General features: G+C 59.9%; 27 protein-coding genes. 16 read left to right on the plus strand and 11 right to left on the minus strand.

Annotated elements, in window-relative coordinates:
- Positions 1 to 21 precede the first annotated feature (21 nt).
- From LOY68_RS04645 to tldD, 3 genes are all read left to right on the plus strand, one after another.
- Complete coding sequence (locus LOY68_RS04645; protein WP_265043215.1) at positions 22 to 3,825, plus strand: YhdP family protein; 3,804 nt, start codon at positions 22 to 24, stop codon at positions 3,823 to 3,825.
- A gap of 191 nt (positions 3,826 to 4,016) precedes the next feature.
- Entirely contained in the window at positions 4,017 to 4,865 is an 849-nt protein-coding gene (locus LOY68_RS04650; RefSeq protein WP_265043217.1) for a carbon-nitrogen hydrolase family protein, read from the plus strand.
- An 18-nt stretch (positions 4,866 to 4,883) separates the two neighbouring features.
- Positions 4,884 to 6,326: a metalloprotease TldD gene (gene tldD, locus LOY68_RS04655; RefSeq protein ID WP_163908415.1), complete on the plus strand. Its 1,443-nt coding sequence runs from the start codon at positions 4,884 to 4,886 to the stop codon at positions 6,324 to 6,326.
- Positions 6,327 to 6,452: 126 nt separating this feature from the next.
- Here the strand turns inward: tldD and yjgA are convergent, their stop codons facing one another.
- Complete coding sequence (gene yjgA / locus LOY68_RS04660) at positions 6,453 to 6,977, minus strand: ribosome biogenesis factor YjgA (protein WP_054049927.1); 525 nt, start codon at positions 6,975 to 6,977, stop codon at positions 6,453 to 6,455.
- Between the two features lie 108 nt (positions 6,978 to 7,085).
- On the opposite strand from yjgA, the gene pmbA reads away from it, so the two are divergent.
- From pmbA to LOY68_RS04690, 6 genes are all read left to right on the plus strand, one after another.
- Positions 7,086 to 8,432, plus strand: a complete 1,347-nt coding sequence (gene pmbA / locus LOY68_RS04665; protein WP_163908417.1) for a metalloprotease PmbA — start codon at positions 7,086 to 7,088, stop codon at positions 8,430 to 8,432.
- Positions 8,433 to 8,679: 247 nt separating this feature from the next.
- Positions 8,680 to 9,075: a FagA protein gene (locus LOY68_RS04670; protein ID WP_163908419.1), complete on the plus strand. Its 396-nt coding sequence runs from the start codon at positions 8,680 to 8,682 to the stop codon at positions 9,073 to 9,075.
- Complete coding sequence (locus LOY68_RS04675) at positions 9,068 to 10,444, plus strand: class II fumarate hydratase (protein WP_265043223.1); 1,377 nt, start codon at positions 9,068 to 9,070, stop codon at positions 10,442 to 10,444. The genes LOY68_RS04670 and LOY68_RS04675 overlap by 8 nt, the downstream gene beginning before the upstream one ends.
- 27 nt (positions 10,445 to 10,471) lie before the next feature.
- The gene (locus LOY68_RS04680) at positions 10,472 to 10,912 is read left to right on the plus strand and encodes a hypothetical protein (protein WP_163908422.1); all 441 of its coding nucleotides are present in this window, start codon (positions 10,472 to 10,474) and stop codon (positions 10,910 to 10,912) included.
- 1 nt (position 10,913) lies between these two features.
- On the plus strand, positions 10,914 to 11,525 hold the full coding sequence (locus LOY68_RS04685; protein ID WP_054049917.1) for a superoxide dismutase: 612 nt from the start codon (positions 10,914 to 10,916) through the stop codon (positions 11,523 to 11,525).
- 30 nt (positions 11,526 to 11,555) lie between these two features.
- Complete coding sequence (locus LOY68_RS04690) at positions 11,556 to 12,449, plus strand: ZIP family metal transporter (RefSeq protein ID WP_054049914.1); 894 nt, start codon at positions 11,556 to 11,558, stop codon at positions 12,447 to 12,449.
- A 97-nt stretch (positions 12,450 to 12,546) separates the two neighbouring features.
- On the opposite strand, the gene LOY68_RS04695 is transcribed toward LOY68_RS04690, so the two are convergent.
- From LOY68_RS04695 to LOY68_RS04740, 10 genes are all read right to left on the minus strand, one after another.
- Positions 12,547 to 12,822, minus strand: a complete 276-nt coding sequence (locus LOY68_RS04695) for an HPr family phosphocarrier protein (RefSeq protein ID WP_163908428.1) — start codon at positions 12,820 to 12,822, stop codon at positions 12,547 to 12,549.
- A 15-nt stretch (positions 12,823 to 12,837) separates the two neighbouring features.
- On the minus strand, positions 12,838 to 13,695 hold the full coding sequence (gene rapZ / locus LOY68_RS04700) for an RNase adapter RapZ (protein WP_054616130.1): 858 nt from the start codon (positions 13,693 to 13,695) through the stop codon (positions 12,838 to 12,840).
- A 2-nt stretch (positions 13,696 to 13,697) separates the two neighbouring features.
- Positions 13,698 to 14,162: a PTS IIA-like nitrogen regulatory protein PtsN gene (gene ptsN / locus LOY68_RS04705; protein WP_054049909.1), complete on the minus strand. Its 465-nt coding sequence runs from the start codon at positions 14,160 to 14,162 to the stop codon at positions 13,698 to 13,700.
- A 12-nt stretch (positions 14,163 to 14,174) separates the two neighbouring features.
- A complete protein-coding gene (gene hpf, locus LOY68_RS04710; RefSeq protein ID WP_054049907.1) occupies positions 14,175 to 14,483 on the minus strand; it encodes a ribosome hibernation-promoting factor, HPF/YfiA family in 309 nt (102 codons plus the stop codon).
- Between the two features lie 73 nt (positions 14,484 to 14,556).
- Positions 14,557 to 16,050 (minus strand): RNA polymerase factor sigma-54, encoded by a 1,494-nt coding sequence (locus LOY68_RS04715; protein ID WP_054616129.1) that lies wholly within the window; start codon positions 16,048 to 16,050, stop codon positions 14,557 to 14,559.
- A 184-nt stretch (positions 16,051 to 16,234) separates the two neighbouring features.
- Entirely contained in the window at positions 16,235 to 16,960 is a 726-nt protein-coding gene (lptB, locus tag LOY68_RS04720) for an LPS export ABC transporter ATP-binding protein (protein ID WP_054049904.1), read from the minus strand.
- Positions 16,960 to 17,508, minus strand: a complete 549-nt coding sequence (gene lptA, locus LOY68_RS04725; protein ID WP_163908432.1) for a lipopolysaccharide transport periplasmic protein LptA — start codon at positions 17,506 to 17,508, stop codon at positions 16,960 to 16,962. Before lptA ends, lptB begins: the two co-directional genes overlap by 1 nt.
- The gene (gene lptC / locus LOY68_RS04730) at positions 17,495 to 18,067 is read right to left on the minus strand and encodes an LPS export ABC transporter periplasmic protein LptC (protein ID WP_265045748.1); all 573 of its coding nucleotides are present in this window, start codon (positions 18,065 to 18,067) and stop codon (positions 17,495 to 17,497) included. The genes lptA and lptC overlap by 14 nt, the downstream gene beginning before the upstream one ends.
- A gap of 13 nt (positions 18,068 to 18,080) precedes the next feature.
- Positions 18,081 to 18,605 (minus strand): KdsC family phosphatase, encoded by a 525-nt coding sequence (locus LOY68_RS04735; RefSeq protein ID WP_265043238.1) that lies wholly within the window; start codon positions 18,603 to 18,605, stop codon positions 18,081 to 18,083.
- Positions 18,605 to 19,579: a KpsF/GutQ family sugar-phosphate isomerase gene (locus LOY68_RS04740; RefSeq protein WP_163908436.1), complete on the minus strand. Its 975-nt coding sequence runs from the start codon at positions 19,577 to 19,579 to the stop codon at positions 18,605 to 18,607. The genes LOY68_RS04735 and LOY68_RS04740 overlap by 1 nt, the downstream gene beginning before the upstream one ends.
- A 275-nt stretch (positions 19,580 to 19,854) precedes the next feature.
- Here LOY68_RS04740 and LOY68_RS04745 point away from each other — a divergent pair, with 275 nt between their 5' ends.
- The 7 genes from LOY68_RS04745 to murA all read left to right on the plus strand — a co-directional run bounded on the left by LOY68_RS04745 (position 19,855) and on the right by murA (position 24,526).
- Positions 19,855 to 20,664 carry an ATP-binding cassette domain-containing protein gene (locus LOY68_RS04745; protein ID WP_054049897.1) on the plus strand — a complete coding sequence of 270 codons (810 nt, stop codon included), beginning with the start codon at positions 19,855 to 19,857 and terminating at the stop codon, positions 20,662 to 20,664.
- On the plus strand, positions 20,664 to 21,461 hold the full coding sequence (gene mlaE, locus LOY68_RS04750) for a lipid asymmetry maintenance ABC transporter permease subunit MlaE (protein WP_133838548.1): 798 nt from the start codon (positions 20,664 to 20,666) through the stop codon (positions 21,459 to 21,461). The genes LOY68_RS04745 and mlaE overlap by 1 nt, the downstream gene beginning before the upstream one ends.
- The gene (gene mlaD / locus LOY68_RS04755; protein WP_054049893.1) at positions 21,461 to 21,928 is read left to right on the plus strand and encodes an outer membrane lipid asymmetry maintenance protein MlaD; all 468 of its coding nucleotides are present in this window, start codon (positions 21,461 to 21,463) and stop codon (positions 21,926 to 21,928) included. Before mlaE ends, mlaD begins: the two co-directional genes overlap by 1 nt.
- Positions 21,929 to 21,939: 11 nt before the next feature.
- Positions 21,940 to 22,581, plus strand: coding sequence for a phospholipid-binding protein MlaC (locus LOY68_RS04760; RefSeq protein ID WP_054049891.1), 642 nt, complete (start codon positions 21,940 to 21,942; stop codon positions 22,579 to 22,581).
- Positions 22,578 to 22,883 carry a lipid asymmetry maintenance protein MlaB gene (locus LOY68_RS04765; protein WP_054049889.1) on the plus strand — a complete coding sequence of 102 codons (306 nt, stop codon included), beginning with the start codon at positions 22,578 to 22,580 and terminating at the stop codon, positions 22,881 to 22,883. Before LOY68_RS04760 ends, LOY68_RS04765 begins: the two co-directional genes overlap by 4 nt.
- Positions 22,884 to 22,998: 115 nt before the next feature.
- The gene (locus tag LOY68_RS04770) at positions 22,999 to 23,238 is read left to right on the plus strand and encodes a BolA family protein (RefSeq protein WP_046052891.1); all 240 of its coding nucleotides are present in this window, start codon (positions 22,999 to 23,001) and stop codon (positions 23,236 to 23,238) included.
- Between the two features lie 22 nt (positions 23,239 to 23,260).
- A complete protein-coding gene (gene murA / locus LOY68_RS04775) occupies positions 23,261 to 24,526 on the plus strand; it encodes a UDP-N-acetylglucosamine 1-carboxyvinyltransferase (protein WP_054049887.1) in 1,266 nt (421 codons plus the stop codon).
- Positions 24,527 to 24,706 lie beyond the last annotated feature (180 nt).

The following is a 24,706-nucleotide window of genomic DNA, read 5'->3' on the forward strand; positions in this document are numbered from 1 at the left end:
TTGCCATGGGAGCCACCTGACATGGACCGTCTGACACGCATTTTGGCCGCACTGACCCGCTGGGGACTGGGCCTGTGTGCGTTGGTTCTGGTGCTGATGGCGTTGTACGTCAGCCTCGGTCGGGAACTGACGCCGCTGGTGGCCGAATACCGCGCCGACGTCGAGACCAAGGCCAGTGCCGCGCTGGGCATGCCGCTGCAAATCGGCAAGCTTGAGGGCAACTGGAGCGGTTTTGCACCCATTCTGCTGGCCCACGACGTGACGGTCGGTGCGGGCACCAATGCCCTGCGCCTGGATAACGTGCGTGCCGTGCCCGACCTTTGGGCCAGTTTGTTGGCCCGTGAAGTGCGCATTGCTCACCTGGAGCTCAATGGCCTGAAGATCAGCCTCAAGGAAGGCGAGGATGGTAAATGGGCGCTGGAAGGTCTGCCGGTGCAGCAAGACCAGCCAATGGACCCGGAGCAGTTGCTCAATCGCATGCAGATGGTCGAACAGCTGTCGATTCTCGATAGCCAGATCACCTTGCAACCGGTGGATCATCCTCCGCTGACGTTGACCTACGTTGGCATCAATTTGAAAACCGGCGCCTCTCGTCAACGCCTCGATGCGCGCCTGACCCTGCCCGACGGTCAACCCGTGGCCATGAGCCTGCGCACCCGCGTGCGGGCCAGCGCCTGGAAGGACGGTGCGGCGGAGGCTTACCTGAGCCTGCCGCAAAGCGATTGGTCGAAATGGTTGCCCGCACGCCTGACCCGGCAATGGAATTTCTCCGAGATCAAGGCCGGTGGCGAGCTGTGGCTGAACTGGGACAAAGGTGCTGTGCAAAGCGCGGCGATTCGCCTGAATGCTCCGCAAATCAAGGGTGCCTACGCCGAGCGCAAGCCAATCCAGCTCAACAACCTCGCGCTCAATGCTTACTTCCAGCGCAGCGACGAAGGCGCTCTGGTGACCCTCGATTCCCTGTCGATGAATTTTGGCGACACCCGCTGGGAAACCCATCTGCAACTCAAGCAAAGCGTCGCTACCGACAAAACCGAAGAACTCTGGCACCTGCAAGCCGATCGATTGGACCTTACGCCGCTCACGCCGCTGCTCAATGCACTGGGACCGTTGCCTGAAGGCGTTGCCACCGCAGTGGATAAACTCAAGGTCACCGGTGCATTGCGCAACGTGCTGATCGACATGCGGCCCAACGCCACTGACGACAGCAAATTCAGTTTCGCCGCCAACCTGGAGCGGGTCGGTTTCAACGCCTATCACGGCGCACCGGCGGCGCGGAATGTCAGTGGCAGCATCAGCGGCGACCTTGGTCACGGCGAGTTGCGCATGGACAGCAAGGATTTTTCCCTGCACCTGGACCCGATTTTCGCCAAGCCATGGCAATACATTCAGGCCAATGCCCGGCTGACCTGGAAGCTTGATAAAGAAGGCTTCACCCTGATCGCGCCGTACCTGAAGGTGTTGGGCGAAGAGGGCAAGATTGCCGGCGACTTCCTGATCCGCCTGCATTTCGACCACACCCAGGAAGACTACATGGACCTGCGGGTCGGCCTGGTGGACGGCGACGGCAAATACACCGCCAAGTACCTGCCGACCGTGCTCAGCCCGGCGCTGGACGAATGGCTGCGCACGGCAATCCTCAAAGGCGCGGTGGATCAGGGTTTCTTCCAGTACCAGGGTTCGCTGAACCATGGCGCCGAAGATACCGCGCGCAGCATCAGCCTCTTCTTCAAGGTGCACGACGCCGAACTGGCGTTCCAGCCGGGTTGGCCGCATGTCAGCAAGGTCAGTGGCGATGTGTTTATCGAAGACAGCGGCGTGCGCATTCTGGCCAGCAAAGGCCAGTTGCTCGACACCCAGGTCAGCGATGTCTACGTCAATATTCCACACGCGCCGGCCGGGCAGAACGTCCACATGTTCCTCGATGGCGGGTTTGCCGGCGGCTTGGGCGATGGCCTGAAGATTCTGCAGCAAGCGCCAATCGGCACCGCCGACACCTTCGCCGGTTGGGAAGGTGAGGGCGATTTGCAGGGCAAACTCAAGCTCGATATCCCGCTGGCCAAGGGCGATCAGCCCAAGATTATTGTCGACTTCAAGACCAACAAGGCGCGGCTGAAACTGGCCGAACCGACGTTGGAACTGACGCAGCTCAAGGGCGATTTCCGCTTCGACAGCAGCAAGGGCCTGAGCGGGCAGAACATCACTGCGAAGGCGTTCGACAAACCGGTCACCGCGCAAATTTTCGCCGATGGCAGTCCGGGCAAGCTCGATACCCGGGTCACCGCCTCCGGTCAGGTCGAGGTGAAGAAACTCACCGACTGGTTGAACGTGACTCAGCCGTTACCGGTATCCGGCGTCGTTCCTTACCAGATGCAACTGAACCTCAATGGCGCCGACAGTCAATTGATCGTCAGCTCTAACCTCAAAGGCGTCGCCGTCGATTTGCCTGCGCCGTTCGGCATGGCGGCGGACGTGGGCCGTGACACGGTGTTCCGCATGACCCTGCAAGGGCCGGAGCGGCGTTATTGGGTCACGTATGGCGACTTGGCGAACTTCACGTTCGCAGCACCTGCCGGTAATTTTGCCGACGGTCGCGGCGAATTGTTCCTCGGTGGCGGCAATGCCGTGTTGCCGGCGAACAAAGGCCTGCGCGTCAGTGGTGTGCTGTCGGAGCTGGATGTCGGCCCGTGGAAGGATCTGGCGGACAAGTATGCCGGCCAGGATCCGGGCGGCAGTGCCAAGCAGTTGCTCAGCGGCGCGGACTTCAAGGTCGATAAGCTCAGCGGCTTCGGTACAACCCTCGATCAAGCCTCGGTGCAGTTGACCCGCAAGCCGTCAGCCTGGGCTTTGCAACTCGACAGTCAGCAGGCCAAGGGCAATGTGAACATCCCCGACGCGAAAGCCGCGCCGATTGCGATCAATCTGCAATACGTGCGGTTGCCGGCGCCCGATCCGACCGTGCTGGCCGACGAAAACTCGCCAGACCCCTTGGCGTCCGTGGACCCGAGCAAGATCCCGGCGCTGGATATCACGATCAATCAGCTGTTCCAGGGCACTGACCTGATGGGCGGCTGGTCGCTGAAAGTCCGGCCGACCGCCAAGGGCATCGCGCTTAATACGCTGGACATGGGCCTCAAAGGCATCCTGTTGCAGGGCAGCGGTGGTTGGGAAGGCACGCCGGGCGCCACCAGCAGTTGGTATAAGGGCCGGATCAGCGGCAAAAACCTGGCCGACGTGCTCAAGGGCTGGGGCTTTGCGCCGAGCGTGACCAGTGAAGAGTTTCACATGGACGTCGACGGTCGCTGGCCCGGTTCGCCGGCGTGGCTGGCCACCAAGCGTTTCTCCGGCAGCCTCGACGCTTCGCTGAACAAAGGTCAGTTCGTTGAAGTCGAGGGCAGCGCCCAGGCGTTGCGGGTGTTTGGCCTGCTCAACTTTAATTCCATCGGCCGCCGCCTGCGTCTGGACTTCTCCGACCTGTTTGGCAAGGGCCTGAGTTACGACCGGGTCAAAGGCCTGCTAGTGGCGAGCAACGGGGTTTACGTGACCCGTGAGCCGATCCTGTTGACTGGCCCGTCGAGCAACCTTGAGCTCAATGGCACGCTCGATCTGGTCGGCGATCAGGTCGATGCCAAGTTGCTGGTGACCTTGCCACTGACCAACAACCTGCCGATTGCCGCGCTGATTGTCGGCGCGCCGGCCATTGGTGGCGCGCTGTTCCTGATCGACAAGCTGATTGGCGACCGCGTGGCGCGTTTTGCCAGCGTCAAATACACCGTCAAAGGCCCATGGAAAGAACCGAAGATCACCCTGGACAAGCCTTTTTGATGCTCTTTTTCAAAAGCCACTCTCCGGGGCTATGGAGTAGCATGGCCGTAAGATTCTAATGCTCCAACGCTAACCCCTGTAGGAGCGAGGCTTGCCCGCGAATCGATGCACTGCGGTGTATCAGGCAAGACGCCTTCGCGGGCAAGCCTCGCTCCTACAGGTCTTGTGTTGATTCGAATAGGGAAATGGCCATGTCTGTAGCGGTGATTCAAATGGTCAGCCAGAGCGATGTGCTGGCTAATCTGGCCCAGGCCCGTCGTCTGCTTGAACAAGCGGCGAACGCTGGCGCGAGGCTCGCGGTGCTGCCGGAAAACTTCGCGGCCATGGGCCGTCGCGACATCGCCGATATTGGCCGCGCCGAGGCGTTGGGTGAAGGTCCGATCCTGCCGTGGTTGAAACAGACCGCCCGCGCCCTCAAGTTATGGATAGTCGCCGGCACTTTGCCGTTGCCGCCGGTGGATCAACCGATGGCGAAAGTGCATGCCTGCTCGCTGCTGGTGAATGACCAGGGCGAAACCGTTGCACGGTATGACAAGTTGCACCTGTTCGACGTGGACGTAGCGGACAATCGCGGGCGTTACCGTGAATCCGATGACTATGCTTATGGCAGTGGCGTGGTGGTGGCAGACACGCCCGTCGGTCGGGTCGGCCTGACGGTGTGTTATGACCTGCGCTTCCCTGAGCTGTACAGCGAATTGCGTGCCGCCGGAGCGGAGCTGATCACCGCGCCGTCGGCCTTCACCGCCGTGACCGGCGCGGCCCATTGGGATGTGCTGATCCGCGCACGGGCCATCGAAACCCAGTGTTATGTACTCGCGGCCGCCCAGGGTGGTACCCATCCGGGGCCGCGTGAAACTTATGGACACGCTGCCATTGTCGACCCGTGGGGTCGCGTGGTGGCGCAACAGGATCAAGGCGAGGCCGTGCTGCTGGCCGAACGCGATAGCAGCGAACAGGCGTCGATCAGGGCGCGGATGCCGGTGTCCAGTCACCGGCGCTTTTTCTCGCAGGGCGCCCAGCGACCTGCCTCAGAACGATGAATTTAAGGCGTAAAGCATATGAGCGAGTTGTTGTCCTCAGTCAGTGACCACCTGTTAGCGCCCGGCGGCGTGACCATCGAGAGCCTGCAAAGTGTGCTCGGTGATCTGGCCGGCCCGGGTATCGATGCTGCCGACCTGTATTTCCAGGGCCAGATTTCCGAGTCCTGGGCGCTGGAAGACGGGATCGTCAAGGAAGGCAGCTTCAACCTCGACCAAGGCGTCGGCGTGCGCGCGCAATCGGGTGAGAAAACCGGTTTTGCCTACAGCAATGCCATCACCCTCGAAGCGCTCGGCGCGGCGGCGCGTGCGGCCCGTTCGATTTCTCGTGCCGGGCAGAACGGCACGGTGCAAGCGTTCACCACACAGGATGTCGCCCAGTTGTACGGGCCGGACAACCCATTGGAAGTGATGACCCGCGCCGAGAAAGTCGACCTGCTCAAGCGCATCGACGTCGCGACCCGCGCCCTCGACCCGCGTATCCAGCAAGTCACCGTGAGCATGGCTGGGGTCTGGGAACGCATTCTTGTCGCGTCCACCGACGGCAGCCTGGCGGCGGATGTGCGACCGCTGGTGCGCTTCAACGTCAGCGTGATCGTCGAGCAGAATGGCCGTCGCGAGCGCGGTGGTCATGGCGGCGGCGGGCGTACCGATTACCGTTATTTCCTCAGCGATGACCGCGCCATGGGTTATGCCCGTGAAGCCTTGCGTCAGGCGCTGGTGAACCTGGAAGCGATTCCGGCGCCGGCCGGTACGTTGCCGGTGGTATTGGGTTCGGGCTGGTCTGGTGTGCTGCTGCACGAAGCGGTTGGCCATGGCCTGGAAGGCGACTTCAACCGCAAGGGCAGCTCCGCGTATAGCGGGCGCATGGGTGAGATGGTTGCGTCCAAGCTGTGCACCATCGTCGATGACGGCACCCTGGCCGGTCGCCGTGGTTCGCTGAGCGTCGATGACGAAGGCACCCCGACCGAGTGCACCACGCTGATCGAAAACGGCGTACTCAAGGGCTATATGCAGGACAAGCTCAACGCGCGCCTGATGGGCGTGGCCCGCACCGGTAACGGTCGTCGTGAATCCTACGCGCACCTGCCGATGCCACGGATGACCAACACCTACATGCTGGCGGGCGAAAGCGACCCGGAAGAAATCATCGCTTCGGTGAAACGTGGCATCTACTGCGCCAACCTCGGCGGTGGTCAGGTGGACATCACCAGCGGCAAATTCGTGTTCTCCACCAGCGAGGCGTACCTGATCGAAGACGGCAAGATCACCGCCCCGGTCAAAGGCGCGACGTTGATCGGCAACGGGCCGGAAGCCATGAGCAAGGTGTCGATGGTCGGTAACGATCTGTCGCTGGACAGCGGTGTGGGGACATGCGGGAAGGATGGGCAGTCGGTGCCGGTGGGTGTCGGCCAGCCAACGCTGAAAATCGATGCGATTACTGTGGGTGGCACAGGCGCATGAAGAAATACGTATCCCATGTAGGAGCTGCCGCAGGCTGCGATCTTTTGACTTTGATCTTTGCAAAATCAAAAGCAAGATCAAAAGATCGCAGCCTGCGGCAGCTCCTACACGAGATGCCGTCGGACGTTAACGAAGACCGCGTTGAGTCTCGTCCAGCTCACGGATGTACTTGAAGATTTTACGGCTCGATGCCGGTGGCTTGTTGGTCGCCAGTTCGTGCTGGGCCTGACGGATCAGGGAGCGCAACTGTTGACGATCAGCCTCCGGGTAGTCGAGCACGAACTTCTCCAGGACTGCATCGTCGCCCGCGATCAAGCGATCGCGCCAGCGTTCCAGGCCATGGAAACGTTCGTTGTACTGCCGGGTGGAGGCATCGAGTTGATCGAGCAACATCAGAATGGCGTCAGTGTCCTGATCGCGCATCAGCTTGCCGATGAACATAAGGTGCCGTTTACGCGCGATATTCGCGGTGTGCTTGGGCGCATCGGCCAGGGCCCGGCGCATAGCGTCGGTCAACGGCAGTTTTGCCAGCAAGTCAGGCTTGAGCGTTGTAAGGCGTTCGCCGAGGTCAACCAGAGCATGCAGCTCGCGTTTAACCTGGGATTTGCTTTTTTCTCCCGTATCGAGGGAGTCGTCGTAAGAATCAACCATGGTGGCCGTCCGCAAAGAAACGCCGCCATGATAACCAGTCGGGGGCCGCTTGTCCGGCCCGGTCGCTCGAAGGCCCCAGCCGAAAGCAGAATTTGAGTGGAGAACAGCATGAGTGCAGTTGAAAGCGTCGGCCCACAAGCGTTGCCGGCACTGCAAGAGCAAGTCGAGCAGATCATCGCTGAAGCCAAGCGCCAGGGTGCCAGTGCCTGTGAAGTCGCGGTGTCGCTGGAGCAGGGCCTGTCCACGTCGGTGCGTCAGCGGGAAGTCGAAACCGTCGAATTCAACCGTGACCAGGGCTTTGGCATCACCTTGTACGTCGGCCAGCGCAAAGGTTCGGCCAGTACCTCGGCCAGCGGTCCCGACGCGATTCGCGAAACCGTGGCCGCCGCGCTCGCCATCGCCAAGCACACCTCTGAAGACGAAGCTTCGGGCCTGGCAGACGCCGCGCTGATGGCCAAGGATCTGCAGGATTTCGACCTGTTCCACGAGTGGGATATCACTCCCGAGCAAGCCATCGAGATGGCCCTGAGCTGTGAAGCGGCGGCGTTTGCCACCGACAGCCGGATCAAGAACGCTGACGGCACCACCCTCAGCACGCATCAGGGTTGCCGCGTCTACGGCAACAGCCACGGGTTTATCGGCGGTTACGCGTCGACCCGCCATAGCTTGAGTTGCGTGATGATCGCCGAGGCCGAAGGCCAGATGCAGCGCGATTATTGGTACGACGTGAGCCGTCAGGGCAGCTTGCTGGCCGACCCGGTGAGCATCGGTCAACGCGCCGCACAACGAGCGGCGAGCCGTCTGGGCGCGCGTCCAGTGCCTACTTGCGAAGTGCCGGTGCTGTTTTCGGCGGAACTGGCCGGTGGTTTGTTCGGCAGCTTCCTGTCGGCGGTGTCCGGCGGCAGCCTGTACCGCAAATCGTCGTTCCTTGAAGGCACCCTTGGGCAGAAACTGTTCCCGGAATGGCTGACCCTCGATGAGCGTCCGCACTTGATGCGCGCGATGGGCAGCTCGGCGTTCGATGGCGATGGCCTGGCGACCTACGCCAAACCATTCGTCGAAAATGGTGTGCTGGTGTCGTACATCCTCGGCACCTATTCCGGTCGCAAACTGGGTATGCCGAGCACCGCCAACGCCGGCGGCGTGCACAACCTGTTCGTCACCCATGGCGACGAAGACCAGGCCGCGCTGCTGCGCCGCATGGGCCGTGGCTTGCTGGTCACCGAACTGATGGGCCAGGGCCTGAACATGGTCACGGGCGATTACTCCCGTGGCGCGGCGGGTTTCTGGGTCGAGAACGGCGAAATCCAGTTCGCGGTCCAGGAAGTGACCATCGCCGGCAACATGCGCGACATGTTCAAGCAGATTGTTGCGGTGGGCAATGATCTGGAACTGCGCAGCAACATTCGCACCGGTTCGGTGTTGATCGAGCGGATGACGGTGGCGGGTAGCTAAGCCCCGACCGTTACACAAAAGGCGCGCCATCCCATCGGATGGCGCGCCTTTTTTATGGGCCATACACGAGTCCCCATGTGGGAGCGGGCTTGCTCGCGAAGGCGGCGGGTCAGCCGCAAATGATGGTGACTGACACACCGCCTTCGCGAGCAAGCCCGCTCCCACATGGATCTGTGTATGTCTTCGGGGTTGTTTTGGTTCTCATTATCATCTAATAATAAATCTCATTACCGAATGAGCCCGGATTATGAGTTCTGCCTTGCACGAGCAGCCGTACCTCGAAAGCTGGCGCTGGATGAGTCGCCAGATCCGTTGCGCGATGGATCCCGATGAGCCGCGCCTGATCGAACATTACTTGGCCGAAGGCCGGTATCTGGCCTGTTGTACGGCAACCTCGCCCTGGACCATCGCTGAAACTTCCTTCCGTTTGCTGCTCGACACCGCCGCCGATGTCGCGCTGCCGTGGCACTGGCGCACTTATTGTCTCGACCAGGCCTGGCGCCCGTTGCGCGAACTTGAACGTCTCTCCCTGTGTAAATGCCGGCTCAAACGCTGGCAGAGCTACACCTGGCAACTGGCGACCTGCGAGTTGCAGCCCTCGATTCCCCTCATAGAACTGGTGCAAGGATTTCCCGATGAGTAACACTCGTATCGAACGCGACAGCATGGGCGAGCTGCAAGTCCCGGAGGTCGCCCTCTACGGCGCGCAAACCCAACGTGCGGTGGATAACTTCCCGATCAGCGGCCAACCGATGCCGGTGCAGTTCATTCGCGCATTGATCCTGGCCAAGGCCGCCGCTGCCCGGGCCAACGTCGAGCTCAAGCAGATCAGCGAGTCCCAAGGCAAAGCCATCGTCGATGCGGCGCAAGGCTTGCTCGAAGGCGACTTCATGCAGCATTTCCCGGTGGATATCTTCCAGACCGGTTCCGGCACCAGTTCCAACATGAACGCCAACGAAGTGATCGCCACCCTGTCCAGCCGTTTGCTCGGCGAGCCGGTGAACCCTAACGATCACGTCAACTGTGGCCAAAGCAGCAACGACATCATCCCGACCACCATCCACGTCAGTGCCGCGCTGGCCTTGCATGAACAATTGCTGCCGGCGCTGGTGCACCTGGTGCAAGTGATTGAGCACAAGGCCGAGCAGGTCCATCACCATGTCAAAACCGGCCGTACGCACCTGATGGACGCCATGCCTGTGCGCATGAGCCAGGTGCTGAATGGCTGGGCGCAACAGCTCAAGGCGAATATTGGCCATCTGCAAGACCTGCTGCCGAGCCTGCAATCCCTTGCCCAGGGCGGCACCGCAGTCGGCACCGGGATCAACGCGCATCCGCAGTTCGCGGCGCTGTTCAGTCAGCAACTGAGCAAACTGACCCAGGTGCAATTCCAGCCAGGCAAGGACCTGTTTGCGCTGATCGGCTCCCAGGACACGGCGGTCGCGGTGTCCGGTCAGCTCAAGGCCACCGCCGTGTCGCTGATGAAAATCGCCAACGACCTGCGCTGGATGAACTCCGGGCCATTGGCCGGCCTCGGCGAAATCGAACTCGAAGCCTTGCAGCCGGGCTCGTCGATCATGCCGGGAAAGGTCAACCCGGTGATCCCGGAAGCCACGGCAATGGTCGCCGCTCAGGTGATCGGCAACGACACCGTGATCACGATCGCCGGTCAGTCGGGCAACTTCGAACTGAACGTGATGCTGCCGATCATCGCCCAGAACCTGCTGAGCAGCATCGAGCTGCTGGCCAACTCCAGCCGCCTGCTGGGTGACAAAGCCATCGCCAGCTTCAAGGTCAACGAGGCCCGGATCAAGGAAGCGCTGGCACGCAATCCGATTCTGGTCACCGCACTCAACCCGATCATCGGTTACCAAAAAGCCGCGGAGATCGCCAAGAAGGCGTATCAGCAGGGCCGTCCGGTGATTGATGTCGCCCTGGAACACACCGACCTGTCGCGCAGCCAACTGGAAGAATTACTCAACCCAGAGAAGCTCACCGCAGGCGGCGTGTAATCACCGCTACCGCTTTGGAGGCACACCATGGAGCACTGGAAACGCACGATCGAAAGGGCCAATCGCCATTTCATGCAGGGCGAGTTTGTCGATGCCCGCGAGGCTTACTTGCAGGCACTGGCGCTGGCCCAGGTGTTGTTCGAGCGCTGGGCGGATGCCGACGAAGCGGTGGCCGCTTGCGTGATTTCCCACCACAACCTGGCGGACCTGCATTTGCGTCTGAACCAGCCGGAGGAGAGCGCCGAGTACCTGTGCGCGATCCATCAACGGCTGTTGCAGACCATGCAGGACCCGCGACTGGCACCGGCCCTGCGCGAGGCCGCATTGCGCCAGAGCAGCAAAACCTACGTCGAATTGCTGAATTTCATCAGTGAACACGGCGAATACCCGCGCACCCATCGTTTGCTGCACATGGATGCTGCGTCGCCCCGGCATCAGCCTGTCCCCCTTCAACATGGAGTCCATTGAAATGGCTTTTACCCTGCCTGCCTTGCCGTATGCCTACGACGCCCTGGAACCGCATATCGATGCGCAAACCATGGAAATCCACTACACCAAGCACCACCAGACCTATATCAACAACCTCAACGCTGCGGTCGAAGGCACCGAGTTTGCCGAGTGGTCGGTGGAGAAACTGGTGGCAAGCGTCGAGCAACTCCCGGAAAAACTGCGCGCTGCAGTGATCAACCAGGGCGGCGGCCACGCCAACCATTCGCTGTTCTGGGAAGTCATGGCGCCCAACGCCGGCGGCAAACCTGACGGTGCGCTGGCCACGGCCATCGATGAACAACTGGGCGGCCTCGACAGTTTCAAGGACGCCTTCACCAAAGCCGCGCTGACTCGCTTCGGCAGCGGCTGGGCGTGGTTGAGCGTCACGCCGCAAAAGACTCTGGTCGTGGAAAGCAGTGGCAACCAGGACAGTCCGCTGATGAACGGCAACACGCCGATCCTCGGTCTGGACGTCTGGGAACACGCCTATTACCTGCGTTATCAAAACCGTCGTCCGGAATACATCAACGCGTTCTACAACGTGATCAATTGGCCTGAAGTCGCAGCGCGCTATCAGGCTGCGCTGGTTTAAGTCATCTATAAAAACAATCCAAGGCTGACTATGGGCACTGAAACACTGGCGATTGGCAGCGGACGAATGTTTCGTTACGCGTTGGGATCGCTGTTACTGCTGGCGGGTATGACGTTGTTGGGTGCCCAGGGATTGGCATGGCTGGACCTTGAGCCGAAACTGCTACGCGCCTTGCAGGGCGGGGCGATTTGCGCCTTGGGCACTGCGTTGGGAGCGGTGCCGGTCCTGGTGATTCGGCGCATGCCTCAAGCGCTCAGCGATACCTTGCTTGGTTTCGGTGCCGGGGTGATGCTCGCGGCGACGGCGTTTTCGCTGATCGTGCCGGGCATTTCCGCGGCCGAAAGCCTGGGGCTGACACCTTGGGCGGCCAGCGGCCTGATCAGCTTCGGCATCATGCTTGGCGCATTCGGGTTGTTTCTGGTGGACCGCAAAGTCTCCGGTGCCAGCCCGGAAATGCTTGTCGGTACATTGGAGCGACCGGTGATCCCGCCGCGAATCTGGCTGTTTGTGTTTGCCATCATTGCCCACAACATTCCCGAAGGCATGGCGGTTGGGGTCTCGGCCGGAGGCGGAATGCCCGATGCCGACAGCCTGGCCATGGGCATCGCTTTGCAGGATGTTCCCGAAGGACTGGTGATTGCATTGGTGTTGGCCGGGGCGGGGATGTCGCGGGTCAAGGCGTTCCTGATCGGTGCCGCATCAGGGTTGGTCGAACCGGTGTTCGCATTGTTGTGTGCGTGGCTGGTCAGCCTTGCGGAGTTGCTATTGCCGTTGGGTCTGGCGCTGGCGGCCGGGGCAATGCTGCTGGTGGTGACCCATGAAGTCATCCCGGAGTCGCGCCGCAATGGTCACGACAAACTGGCTAGCCTGGGATTGTTGATGGGGTTTTGCTTGATGATGGTGATGGATACGGCACTCGCCTGAACATCAAAAGATCGCAGCCTTCGGCAGCTCCTACATGGATCGTGTTCCTCTGTAGGAGCTGCCGAAGGCTGCGATCTTTTGATCTTGAACTTGATCTTTACTCACCTTCGCCGAAGTAGTCGTTGATCAGTGCTACCAATGCCTGCAACGCCTCTTCAGCCTGTTCGCCTTCAGTGCTCAGGTGGATTTTTGTGCCTTTGCCAGCCGCCAACATCATCATGGCCATGATGCTTTTACCGTCGACTGTGGATTCCGGCGTGCGTCCTACTCTGATCGAGCAATCCTTGAACTCACCGGCAACGCCAACGAATTTTGCAGAAGCGCGGGCGTGCAGGCCCAGCTTGTTGATGATTTCAATTTCCAGAGCAGGCATCGCGTTGTGAATCCTTTAGCTGAGGTCGCGGTGGCGAACCTGGACGTTCTTCAGGGATTGTTGCAGGGCCTGACCCAGACGTTCGGTCAGGTAGACGGAGCGGTGATGACCGCCGGTGCAGCCAATGGCAATGGTGACGTAGGCGCGGTTGCTGGCGGCAAATCGCGGCAGCCACTTGAACAGGTAACCGTAGATATCCTGGAACATCTCTTCGACGTCCGGCTGCGCCGCCAGGTACTCGGCCACCGGTTGATCGAGCCCGGATTGCGCTCGCAGTTCCGGTTTCCAGTACGGGTTGGGCAGGCAGCGCACGTCGAACACCACGTCGGCATCTACCGGCATGCCACGCTTGAACCCGAAAGACTCCACCAGGAACGCCGTGCCGGGCTCCGGCTGGTTCAGCAGGCGCAATTTGATGGTGTCGCGCAACTGGTACAGATTCAGGCTGGTGGTGTTGATCTTGAGGTCGGCCAGGTCGGCGATCGGCCCCAACAACTGAGTCTCGTCTTCGATCGCCTCGGCCAGTGAGCGATTGGCGTTGCTCAGCGGATGACGGCGACGGGTTTCCGAGAAACGCTTGAGCAGGGTTTCTTCATCGGCGTCCAGGTACAGCACATCGCACTGGATATGCCTGCTGCGAACTTCTTCAAGTAATTCGGGAAAACGCGAGAGGTGGCTGGGCAGGTTGCGCGCGTCGATGGACACGGCGACCAGCGGCTGTGCCAGCTCGGTATGAATCAGGGCGCGTTCGGCCAGTTCCGGCAGCAGACCGGCGGGCAGGTTGTCGATGCAGTAGTAGCCGTTGTCCTCAAGGACATTGAGCGCGGTACTTTTACCGGAGCCGGAACGGCCACTGACAATGATCAGGCGCATGATTAGTGACCGTTTTGCTCGTCCAGGACAACCTGATACAAGGCTTCGTTGCTCGGGGCACTGCGCAGTTTTTCGCGTACTTCCTTGCGATCGAGCATGCTGGCGATCTGGCGCAGCAACTCCAGGTGCGCATCGGTGGCGGCTTGCGGGACGAGCAGGACAAACAGCAAGTCAACCGGGGCGCCATCGATGGCGTCGAAATCGATAGGTGCATCAAGGTGCATCAGGGCGCTGATGGGTGAGTTGCAACCCTTGAGGCGACAGTGGGGGATGGCGATGCCGTTGCCAAAACCGGTCGAACCGAGTTTTTCACGGGCAATCAGAGCCTCGAAGACATCTTGCATCTCCAGATCCGGCACTTCCCGGGCGATCAGGTTGGCAATTTGCTCGAGGGCTTTCTTTTTACTGCCGCCCGGCACGTTCACGAGGGAACGGCCGGGGGTCAGGATATTTTCAAGTCGGATCATGGGTAGGGAGTGTTAACGACCGGTCGCGCCCTGGAGGAGGCTCTGGGTCTTTTCCTTATGCTTTTTGAGTTGTTTATCCAGCTTGTCGGTAAGTGAGTCGATCGCCGCGTACATATCGGTATGTTCCGCGTTGGCGACCACTTCACTGCCGGGAATATGCAGGGTGGCTTCGATTTTCTGCTTCAGCTTCTCGACCGTCATCGTCACCTGCACGTTGGTGATCTTGTCGAAATGCCGCTCTAATCGTTCGAGTTTTTCGCCGATGTAGGCGCGCAGGGGTTCGGTCACTTCCAATTGGTGTCCACTGATGTTGACTTGCATACAGCTTCTCCTTCGTTGCCAGTGCATAAAGCGGCAGGTAGAGGTACCTGCCACTGGAACGCTGTGCTGTGGCTTACATCAACCGCTTGCGTTCGCTCGAAGGCGCGATCCCGAGGGACTCGCGGTACTTGGCGACGGTGCGGCGAGCCACCTGAATGCCTTGTGCCTCCAGTAAACCAGCGATCTTGCTGTCACTCAACGGCTTTTTCTGATTTTCCGCGGCAACCAGTTTTTTGATGATCGCGCGGATCGCTGTGGACGAGCATTCACCGCCTTCAGAGGTGCTGACATGGCTGGAGAAAAAGTATTTCAGCTCATATATGCCCCGAGGGGTATGCATGAACTTCTGGGTGGTTACCCGTGAAATCGTCGATTCGTGCATGCCCACTGCTTCGGCAATGTCATGCAGGACCAGCGGTTTCATGGCTTCGTCGCCGTATTCCAGGAAGCCGCGCTGGTGCTCGACGATCTGGGTGGCCACTTTCATCAGGGTTTCGTTGCGGCTTTGCAGGCTCTTGATGAACCAGCGGGCTTCCTGCAACTGATTGCGCATGAAGGTGTTGTCGGCACTGGTGTCGGCGCGGCGTACGAAACCGGCGTACTGGGCGTTGACCCGCAGCCGTGGCACCGACTCCTGGTTCAACTCCACCAGCCAGCGCTCGTTGTCCTTGCGCACGATCACGTCGGGAACGACGTATTCGGCTTCGCTGGACTCGATTTGCGAGCCCGGACGCGGGTTCAGGCTCTGGACCAGTTCGATGACCTGGCGCAGTTCATCTTCCTTGAGCTTCATGCGGCGCATCAACTGGCTGTAGTCGCGGCTGCCGAGCAGGTCGATGTAATCGGTGACCAGGCGCTTGGCCTCGGCCAGCCAGGGCGTCTTGGCGGCCAGTTGGCGCAATTGCAGCAACAGGCATTCGCCCAGGTTGCGGGCGCCGATGCCGGCCGGTTCGAATTGCTGGATGCGGTGCAGGACGGCTTCGATTTCGTCCAGTTCGATGTCCAGTTCCGGATCGAAGGCTTCGAGAATTTCCTCGAGGGTTTCGTCCAGATAGCCCTGATTGTTGATGCAATCGATCAGGGTCACGGCGATCAGGCGATCGGTGTCGGACATCGGTGCCAGGTTGAGTTGCCAGAGCAGGTGGCTTTGCAGGCTTTCGCCGGCGGATGTGCGGGTGGTGAAATCCCACTCGTCGTCATCGTTGCTCGGCAGGCTGCTGGCGCTGGTCTGGTAGACGTCTTCCCACGCGGTGTCGACGGGCAGCTCGTTGGGAATGCGCTCGTTCCAGTCGCCTTCCTCGAGGTTATCCACCGTCGGGGCGGTTTCCTGGTAGGAGGGTTCCGAAACATCGGCGTTGGGTTGCTGTTCGGCTTTGTCGGCCAAGGGGTCGGCGTTATCGAAGTCGTCGCCTTCTTCCTGGCGTTCGAGCATCGGATTGGACTCCAGGGCCTCCTGGATTTCCTGTTGCAGGTCCAGGGTCGACAATTGGAGCAGGCGGATGGCCTGTTGCAGCTGAGGTGTCATCGTCAGCTGCTGGCCCATTCTCAAGACTAGCGATGGTTTCATGGCAGGGGCTTAACACCTTATTCGCCGGCGCGCATGCGCCATCCACTACAGGGCGCCGGAGCGCCAAACTTAAGCAAATTATATGCCCGATACTGCAGGGTTTGCCTAGAGCGCTGTAACAATAAAAAAATGTTGATTTTTTATCGATACAAGCGCTTGGACAACCAGCCAGACACCTCAGTGCTTAAAGGCGGAACTCATGGCCCAGGTACACTTCCTTGACCAGTTCGTTGGCCAGGATGGTGGCGGAGTCACCTTCGGCGATCAGTTGGCCATCGTTGACGATGTACGCGGTTTCGCAGATATCCAGGGTTTCACGGACGTTGTGGTCAGTGATCAGCACGCCAATGCCCTTGGCCTTGAGGTGATGGATGATCTGTTTGATGTCGCCTACCGAAATCGGGTCCACGCCGGCGAAAGGTTCGTCGAGCAGGATGAATTTCGGGTTGGTGGCCAGCGCGCGGGCGATTTCTACCCGGCGGCGTTCACCACCGGACAGGCTCATGCCCAGGTTGTCGCGGATATGGCTGATGTGGAATTCCTGCAGCAGGCTTTCCAGCTCTTTGCGGCGACCGGCCTTGTCGAGTTCCTTGCGGGTCTCGAGGATGGCCATGATGTTGTCGGCCACCGACAGTTTGCGGAAGATCGACGCTTCCTGCGGAAGATAGCCGATACCGGCCTTTGCACGACCGTGCATCGGCTGGTGGCTGACGTCCAGGTCGTCGATCAGTACGCGACCCTGATCAGCCTGTACCAGGCCGACGATCATGTAGAAACAGGTGGTCTTGCCGGCGCCGTTCGGGCCCAGCAGGCCGACGATCTGACCGCTGTCGATGGACAGGCTGACATCACGCACGACCTGGCGGCTCTTGTAGCTCTTGGCCAGATGCTGAGCTTTCAGGGTTGCCATTAATTGGCCTTTTTCTGGTCGGTTTTCGGCTTCGGCTGGATCACCATGTCAATGCGCGGACGCGACTCGGTGACCTTGTTACCCGTGGCACGGCCGGCGCTCGCCAGTTTCTTGACCGTGTCGTAGACGATTTTCTCGCCCTGGGTGGTGTTGTTGTCCTTGTCGACAACCTTGGCCTTATCGATCAGCACGACGCGGTTTTGCGCGGCGTGGTACTGGATGGTCACGCCCCAGCCCTGCACAGGCTTGGTGTCGCCAGCGGTCTGCAGCTGCTCGAAGTAGGCAAGGTTGCCCACCGAGGTCACCACGTCGATGTCACCGGCCGGGGTGCGGGTGATGGTCACGGTGTTGCCGGTAACCTTCATCGAGCCCTGGGTAATGATCACGTCGCCTTTATAGGTGGCAACGCCGTTCTTGTCGTCCAGCTGGGCATCGTCGGCCTGAATGCGGATAGGCTGCTCTTGATCGTTCGGCAGAGCCCAGGCGCTCACGCTTCCCAGTGCTGCGCCCAGACTGAGCAAAATAGGGAGAGTTTTAACGAGCCTCATACTGTCCTCTTACGTTCGATAGCAGGTGTATCCTGCTTTCTTTCAAATACGCTTTCATTCCGTTGCCAGTCGATACACCGCCAGCGCCGTCGATTCTAACGGGTTGGTCGGTCTGCGCATATTGCTGTTGCGGGAACACTGTCATACGGGTGCTGGTAACAATCAATTCACGCTTCTGTTCATCGGTGCGTGCAATACGGACCGAGTCGATCAGCTCTACCTGGGTGCCGTCGGCATTCACTTCGCCACGCAAACTCGTGACATGCCACGGGAATTCGGTGCCGCGATACATGTTCAAGTCCGGGTTGGTCAGCAGCGACACGTCGGTCGCCTTGAGGTGCTCGACCTTGTCGGACGTCAGGTCGTACTGCAAGCCGCCGTCGGGCAGGTACTGAACGCTGTGAGCGTTTACTGCGTAATAGTCGATTGCGGTTTCATCGACTTTTGCCACCGGCTGGTCGAGGAAGCGTTCCGGGCTGATGTTCCAGTAGCCGACCGCGGCGAATATCGCAGCGATGCAACCGAAGAGCATGAACCTGCGAAACTTTTTGCTCAGAATAAACATAATTGGCTCACAAATACGCGGCGTTGGCCGCATCCAGGCGACCTTGGGCGCGAAGGATCAGTTCGCAGAATTCGCGGGCGGCACCTTCGCCGCCACGGGCCTGGGTGACACCGTGGGCGTGTTCGCGCACAAAACTGGCGGCATTGGCCACCGCCATGCCCAGGCCGACGCGGCGAATCACCGGCAGGTCCGGCAGATCGTCACCGAGGTAGGCAACCTGTTCATAGCTTAGGTTGAGTTGGCCAAGAAGCTCGTCAAGTACAACGAGTTTGTCTTCGCGACCCTGGTAAAGATGTGGAATGCCGAGGTTTTTCGCTCGACGTTCGACTACCGGGGTTTTACGGCCGCTGATGATAGCGGTCTGCACGCCGGCTGCCATCAACATCTTGATGCCCTGGCCGTCGAGGGTGCTGAAAGTCTTGAATTCACTGCCGTCTTCGAGGAAGTACAGGCGCCCGTCGGTGAGGACGCCGTCGACGTCGAAAACCGCCAGCTTGATGTTCTTGCCGCGTTGCAGCAGGTCGTCGCTCATTACATTACTCCTGCACGCAGAAGATCGGAGAGGTTGAACGCGCCTACCGGGCGGTCTTCCTTGTCGACGACTACCAGTGCGTTGATTCGATGGTCTTCCATGATTTTCAGGGCTTCGGCTGCCAGCATGTCGGGCCGTGCGGTCTTGCCATGAACAGTCATGACTTCGTCGATGGTCGTGTGGTGGATGTCGATGGTCCGGTCGAGGGTGCGGCGCAAATCGCCGTCGGTGAAGATCCCGGCCAGTTTACCGTCGGCCTCCACAATCGCGGTCATGCCCAGGCCCTTGCGGGTCATTTCCATCAAGGCGTCCTTGAGCAGCGTGCCGCGTTGCACCTGGGGCAATTCTGCGCCGGCGTGCATGACGGTTTCGACTTTCAGCAGCAGGCGTCGGCCAAGCGCGCCTCCCGGATGCGAAAACGCGAAGTCTTCAGCGGTAAAGCCACGCGCCTCCAGCAGCGCAACGGCCAGGGCATCGCCCATCACCAGTGCGGCGGTAGTCGAGGAGGTCGGCGCCAGGTTCAGCGGGCAGGCTTCGTGCTCCACGTGAACGTTGAGATTGATCTCGGCAGCCTTGGACAGCGGTGAGTCTGGATTGCCGGTCATGCTGATCAGCTTGATGCCCTGGCGCTTGATCAGCGGCAGCAGGGTGACGATTTCATTGGTGGAGCCGGAGTTCGACAGCGCCAGGATGATGTCGTCGCGGGTGATCATGCCCATGTCGCCGTGGCTGGCTTCGGCCGGGTGAACGAAGAAAGCCGTGGTGCCGGTGCTGGCCAGGGTGGCGGCAATCTTGTTGCCGATGTGCCCGGATTTACCCATGCCCAGCACGACCACGCGGCCTTTGCTGGCCAGAATCATCTCGCAAGCGCGTACGAAATCTGCGTCGATATGGGGCAACAAGCCTTTTACGGCTTCCACTTCGAGGCGGATAGTGCGTTGTGCCGATTGAATCAGCTCGCTGGATTGGCTCATGTCAGAATCGTATAGCCCGATGAAAAGGCGGCGATTATAGCGGTAATGATCGAAACCCTCACGCTAGTTCGTCGTGCTTTGTAAATCCCTGTTACGGAAACCCTCCAAATAAGCGTTTTCGCCTGTCATGTTGCTGAACATGCGCCGGCTTGGGCCTTTGGCGCTTGCCCGTTGCAGTGATATAGTTCGCCGCCAGTTCGGCCTGCCCGGGGAGGTATGTGCTTTCGTCAGAAAGTCAGGCGTCCGAGTGAGAGGCTGCATCGCAAGGAGTTTAGATGAGTGCCGATAACGCCTACGCGGTCGAGCTGAAGGGACTGACCTTCAAGCGCGGTACGCGCAGCATTTTCAATAACGTCGATATCCGCATCCCGCGCGGCAAGGTCACCGGCATCATGGGTCCTTCCGGGTGTGGCAAGACCACGCTGTTACGGCTGATGGGCGCACAGTTGCGACCTACCAGCGGCGAAGTCTGGGTCAACGGCCAAAATTTACCCAAATTGTCTCGCAGCGACCTGTTCGATGCGCGCAAGCACATGGGCGTGCTGTTTCAGAGCGGCGCGCTGTTTACCGATCTCGATGTGTTCGAGAACGTTGCCTTTCCGCTGCGCGTTCATACCGAGCTGCCGGAAGAAATGATCCGCGACATCGTCCTGCTCAAATTGCAGGCCGTGGGTTTGCGTGGCGCCATCGACTTGATGCCGGACGAATTGTCCGGCGGCATGAAACGTCGTGTCGCGCTGGCCCGGGCCATTGCCCTTGATCCGCAGATCCTCATGTATGACGAGCCCTTTGTGGGGCAGGACCCGATCGCCATGGGCGTGCTGGTGCGCCTGATCCGCCTGCTCAACGACGCGCTGGGCATCACCAGTATCGTGGTTTCCCACGATCTGGCGGAGACCGCGAGCATTGCCGACTACATCTATGTGGTGGGCGAGGGCCAAGTGTTGGGGCAGGGCACGCCTGAAGAACTGATGAACTCGCAAGAACCGCGAATCCGTCAATTCATGACAGGTGAACCCGATGGTCCGGTCGCTTATCACTTTCCAGCGACGGATTACCGCGCAGATCTTCTGGGGAAGCGCTGATGCGCAAGATTTCACTAATAGAAAGAGTGCGCCGGTTCGGCCGGGCGGCGATCGATGCCGTCGGGGTGTTCGGGCGTGCGGCGATTTTCCTGTTTCATGCGTTGCTGGGGCGCGGCGGTATTGGCGGCGGTTTCGGCTTGCTGATCAAACAGCTGCATTCGATCGGCGTGATGTCCCTGGTGATCATCGTGGTTTCCGGGGTGTTCATCGGCATGGTGTTGGCGCTGCAAGGCTTCAACATCCTGTCCAGCTACGGTTCGGAGCAGGCTGTCGGGCAGATGGTTGCCCTGACATTGCTGCGTGAACTGGGACCGGTGGTGACGGCATTGCTGTTCGCCGGGCGTGCCGGTTCGGCCCTGACTGCCGAAATCGGCAACATGAAGTCCACCGAGCAGTTGTCCAGTCTGGAAATGATTGGCGTCGACCCGCTCAAGTACATCGTTGCCCCGCGCCTGTGGGCCGGTTTCATTTCCCTGCCGGTGCTGGCGATGATTTTCAGCGTCGTCGGGATCTGGGGCGGTTCGTGGGTGGCAGTCGACTGGCTGGGCGTCTATGACGGCTCCTACTGGGCGAACATGCAAAACAGCGTGACGTTCAATGGCGACGTGCTCAACGGCATCATCAAAAGCATCGTTTTCGGGTTTGTCGTGACCTGGATTGCCGTATTCCAAGGCTATGACTGCGAGCCCACTTCCGAGGGGATCAGTCGTGCCACAACCAAGACCGTGGTGTATGCCTCTTTGGCAGTGCTCGGCCTGGACTTTATTCTGACCGCCTTGATGTTTGGAGATTTCTGATGCAAAACCGCACCCTGGAAATCGGTGTCGGCCTTTTCTTGCTGGCTGGCATCCTGGCTTTGCTGCTGCTTGCGCTGCGAGTCAGTGGCCTGTCCCCGACTGCAAACGCCGAAACGTATAAACTTTATGCGTACTTCGACAATATCGCCGGTTTGACTGTCAGAGCTAAAGTGACCATGGCCGGTGTGACCATCGGCAAGGTCACGGCAATCGATCTGGACCGCGACAGTTTCACCGGCCGGGTGACCATGCAACTGGAAAAGCGCGTAGATAATCTGCCGACTGACTCCACTGCATCTATCCTGACGGCTGGCCTGTTGGGCGAGAAGTACATCGGTATCAGCGTGGGCGGGGAACAAGCCTTGCTCAAGGATGGCGGGACTATCCATGACACCCAGTCATCGCTGGTGCTCGAGGACCTGATCGGTAAATTCCTGCTCAATACCGTTAGCAAAGACGCCAAATGAGGAGCTTTTGAATGATCTCTACCTTGCGACGTGGCCTGTTGGTTGTACTGGCGGCCCTGCCGTTGATGGCTAACGCCGTGGCGGCGCCTTCGGCGCACGATCTGGTTCAGGACACCACGACCCGGATGCTCGCCGACCTGTCGGCCAATAAAGAGAAGTACAAGCAGGATCCCGCAGACTTTTACACGGCGCTGAACACCATCGTCGGGCCTGTGGTGGATGCCGAAGGTATTTCCAAGAGCATCATGACGGTCAAGTATTCGCGCAAAGCCACACCAGCGCAGATGCAGACGTTCCAGGAAAACTTCAAGAAAGGCCTGTTCCAGTTCTATGGCAACGCCTTGCTTGAGTACAACAACCAGGGCATCACCGTTGAACCTGCCAAGGACGAGTCGGGCGACCGCACCAGCGTTGGCATGACGGTCAAGGGCAGCAATGGCGCGGTTTATCCTGTGCAGTACACGCTCGAGAAGATCAATGGCGAGTGGAAACTGCGCAACGTGATCATCAACGGCATCAACATTGGCAAGCTGTTCCGCGATCAGTTCGCTGACGCGATGCAGCGCAATGGCAACGACCTGGACAAGACCATCAACAATTGGGCCGGGGAAGTCGCTAAAGCCAAGGAAGCCACCGAGAAGAAAGCACAATGAGCGAGTCGGCCGTTCGCATGAGCGAAACCGGCGAGTTGCTGCTCAGCGGCGTGCTGGATTACCGCACCGGCCCTGACTTGCGCAAGCAGGGCCAGGCGCTGATCAAGTCCAGCAATGCCGCAGCCGTGGTGGTTGATTGTTCGGCAGTGGTGAAGTCCAGCAGTGTCGGCTTGTCGCTGCTGCTGTGCTTCATGCGCGATGCCCAGGCGGCCGGCAAGGCCCTGAGCATCCGCGCAATGCCCGAAGACATGCGTGAAATCGCTCAGGTCAGCGAATTGACCGAGCTGTTGGCGCACCCCTAACGACATCCATTAAAGAAGCCCCCCGTCAGAGTCCTGTGAATGCGGGGTTCGCAGGCGCGGGGCTTTTTTGTATGATGTCCGACCCGCGCGCACAGGGCGCCGATTGAGGTTGAGCATGCAGGCCGTAGAAGTGAAGAGCTTTCTCGAAGGAAAGCTGCCGGGAACTCAAGTCGAAGTTGAAGGCGAAGGCTGCAACTTTCAGCTGAACGTGATTAGCGATGAACTGGCGGCGTTAAGCCCGGTGAAGCGTCAGCAGCAGATCTATGCCCATTTGAACCCATGGATCACCGATGGCAGCATCCATGCGGTCACTATGAAATTTTTCAGCAGCGCGGCCTGGGCCGAGCGCACCTGAGCCCAAGGGCGTCGAGATTCTTATGGATAAATTGATTATTACTGGCGGCGTTCGTCTTGATGGCGAAATCCGCATCTCCGGGGCAAAGAACTCTGCCCTGCCGATCCTCGCCGCCACCTTGCTGTGCGACGGCCCGGTCACCGTGGCCAACCTGCCGCACCTGCACGACATCACCACCATGATCGAGCTGTTCGGTCGCATGGGCATCGAGCCGGTGATCGACGAGAAGCTGAGCGTTGAAATCGACCCGCGCACCATCAAGACCCTGATCGCGCCGTACGAATTGGTGAAAACCATGCGTGCCTCGATCCTGGTATTGGGCCCGATGGTTGCCCGTTTCGGTGAAGCCGAAGTCGCACTGCCTGGCGGTTGCGCCATCGGTTCGCGTCCGGTTGACCTGCACATCCGTGGTCTTGAAGCCATGGGCGCGGTCATCGACGTTGAAGGCGGCTACATCAAGGCCAAGGCGCCGGAAGGTGGTTTGCGCGGTGCGCACTTCTTCTTCGACACCGTCAGCGTGACCGGCACCGAAAACATCATGATGGCCGCTGCACTGGCCAAGGGCCGCAGCGTCCTGGCTAACGCCGCGCGCGAGCCTGAAGTCATCGACCTGGCGAACTTCCTGATCGCCATGGGTGCCAAGATCACCGGCGCCGGCACTGACACCATCACCATCGATGGCGTTGAGCGTCTGCACCCGGCCACTTACAAAGTGATGCCGGACCGGATCGAAACCGGCACCTACCTGGTCGCGGCTGCCGTGACCGGCGGTCGTGTGAAGGTCAAGGACACTGATCCGACCATCCTCGAAGCCGTTCTGGAAAAACTTCGTGAGTCGGGTGCCGAAATCACCTGCGGCGACGACTGGATCGAGCTGAACATGCACGGCAAGCGGCCAAAAGCCGTCAACGTGCGGACCGCTCCGTACCCGGCGTTCCCGACCGACATGCAGGCGCAGTTCATCTCCCTCAACGCCATTGCCGAAGGCACCGGTGCGGTGATCGAGACGATTTTCGAAAACCGTTTCATGCACGTGTATGAACTGCACCGCATGGGCGCCAAGATCCAGGTCGAGGGCAACACTGCCATCGTTACCGGCACCGAGAAGCTCAAGGGCGCGCCAGTCATGGCCACCGACCTGCGTGCTTCGGCCAGCCTGGTGATCTCGGCGCTGATCGCTGAAGGCGACACCCTGATCGATCGCATCTACCACATCGACCGTGGTTACGAGTGCATCGAAGAGAAACTGCAGATGCTCGGCGCCAAGATCCGCCGCGTACCAGGCTAGTTTCTGCTGCAATTGTGGTGAGGGAGCTTGCTCCCGTTGGACTGCGCAGCAGTCCCGCTGTTGGGGCCGCTTCGCGACCCAGCGGGAGCAAGCTCCCTCGCCACAGTTTGCCGTTAACTGATTTGCTTCATCGAGGCTGTGATGGCCTCGATGTGTGTCCGGCGCCATTTGCGACCGGGC

This window comes from Pseudomonas sp. B21-053 (genome assembly GCF_026016365.1).
In the GTDB taxonomy this organism is placed as follows: Bacteria; Pseudomonadota; Gammaproteobacteria; order Pseudomonadales; family Pseudomonadaceae; genus Aquipseudomonas; species Aquipseudomonas nunensis.

Excerpts from the sequence above, each read along its gene's own strand:
- LOY68_RS04715 (WP_054616129.1), bottom strand. The coding sequence starts at position 16,050 with ATGAAACCATCGCTAGTCTTGAGAATGGGCCAGCAGCTGACGATGACA.
- LOY68_RS04740 (WP_163908436.1), bottom strand. The coding sequence starts at position 19,579 with ATGAGCCAATCCAGCGAGCTGATTCAATCGGCACAACGCACTATCCGC.
- ptsN (WP_054049909.1), bottom strand. The coding sequence starts at position 14,162 with ATGATCCGACTTGAAAATATCCTGACCCCCGGCCGTTCCCTCGTGAAC.
- LOY68_RS04675 (WP_265043223.1), top strand. The coding sequence starts at position 9,068 with ATGAGTAACACTCGTATCGAACGCGACAGCATGGGCGAGCTGCAAGTC.
- LOY68_RS04760 (WP_054049891.1), top strand. The coding sequence starts at position 21,940 with ATGATCTCTACCTTGCGACGTGGCCTGTTGGTTGTACTGGCGGCCCTG.
- yjgA (WP_054049927.1), bottom strand. The coding sequence starts at position 6,977 with ATGGTTGATTCTTACGACGACTCCCTCGATACGGGAGAAAAAAGCAAA.
- LOY68_RS04680 (WP_163908422.1), top strand. The coding sequence starts at position 10,472 with ATGGAGCACTGGAAACGCACGATCGAAAGGGCCAATCGCCATTTCATG.
- LOY68_RS04685 (WP_054049917.1), top strand. The coding sequence starts at position 10,914 with ATGGCTTTTACCCTGCCTGCCTTGCCGTATGCCTACGACGCCCTGGAA.
- LOY68_RS04650 (WP_265043217.1), top strand. The coding sequence starts at position 4,017 with ATGTCTGTAGCGGTGATTCAAATGGTCAGCCAGAGCGATGTGCTGGCT.
- LOY68_RS04745 (WP_054049897.1), top strand. The coding sequence starts at position 19,855 with ATGAGTGCCGATAACGCCTACGCGGTCGAGCTGAAGGGACTGACCTTC.
- LOY68_RS04765 (WP_054049889.1), top strand. The coding sequence starts at position 22,578 with ATGAGCGAGTCGGCCGTTCGCATGAGCGAAACCGGCGAGTTGCTGCTC.
- LOY68_RS04735 (WP_265043238.1), bottom strand. The coding sequence starts at position 18,605 with ATGAGCGACGACCTGCTGCAACGCGGCAAGAACATCAAGCTGGCGGTT.
- LOY68_RS04670 (WP_163908419.1), top strand. The coding sequence starts at position 8,680 with ATGAGTTCTGCCTTGCACGAGCAGCCGTACCTCGAAAGCTGGCGCTGG.
- hpf (WP_054049907.1), bottom strand. The coding sequence starts at position 14,483 with ATGCAAGTCAACATCAGTGGACACCAATTGGAAGTGACCGAACCCCTG.
- LOY68_RS04695 (WP_163908428.1), bottom strand. The coding sequence starts at position 12,822 with ATGCCTGCTCTGGAAATTGAAATCATCAACAAGCTGGGCCTGCACGCC.
- pmbA (WP_163908417.1), top strand. The coding sequence starts at position 7,086 with ATGAGTGCAGTTGAAAGCGTCGGCCCACAAGCGTTGCCGGCACTGCAA.
- LOY68_RS04645 (WP_265043215.1), top strand. The coding sequence starts at position 22 with ATGGACCGTCTGACACGCATTTTGGCCGCACTGACCCGCTGGGGACTG.
- lptA (WP_163908432.1), bottom strand. The coding sequence starts at position 17,508 with ATGAGGCTCGTTAAAACTCTCCCTATTTTGCTCAGTCTGGGCGCAGCA.
- lptB (WP_054049904.1), bottom strand. The coding sequence starts at position 16,960 with ATGGCAACCCTGAAAGCTCAGCATCTGGCCAAGAGCTACAAGAGCCGC.
- LOY68_RS04770 (WP_046052891.1), top strand. The coding sequence starts at position 22,999 with ATGCAGGCCGTAGAAGTGAAGAGCTTTCTCGAAGGAAAGCTGCCGGGA.
- rapZ (WP_054616130.1), bottom strand. The coding sequence starts at position 13,695 with ATGCGCCTGATCATTGTCAGTGGCCGTTCCGGCTCCGGTAAAAGTACC.
- mlaD (WP_054049893.1), top strand. The coding sequence starts at position 21,461 with ATGCAAAACCGCACCCTGGAAATCGGTGTCGGCCTTTTCTTGCTGGCT.
- murA (WP_054049887.1), top strand. The coding sequence starts at position 23,261 with ATGGATAAATTGATTATTACTGGCGGCGTTCGTCTTGATGGCGAAATC.
- tldD (WP_163908415.1), top strand. The coding sequence starts at position 4,884 with ATGAGCGAGTTGTTGTCCTCAGTCAGTGACCACCTGTTAGCGCCCGGC.
- LOY68_RS04690 (WP_054049914.1), top strand. The coding sequence starts at position 11,556 with ATGGGCACTGAAACACTGGCGATTGGCAGCGGACGAATGTTTCGTTAC.
- mlaE (WP_133838548.1), top strand. The coding sequence starts at position 20,664 with ATGCGCAAGATTTCACTAATAGAAAGAGTGCGCCGGTTCGGCCGGGCG.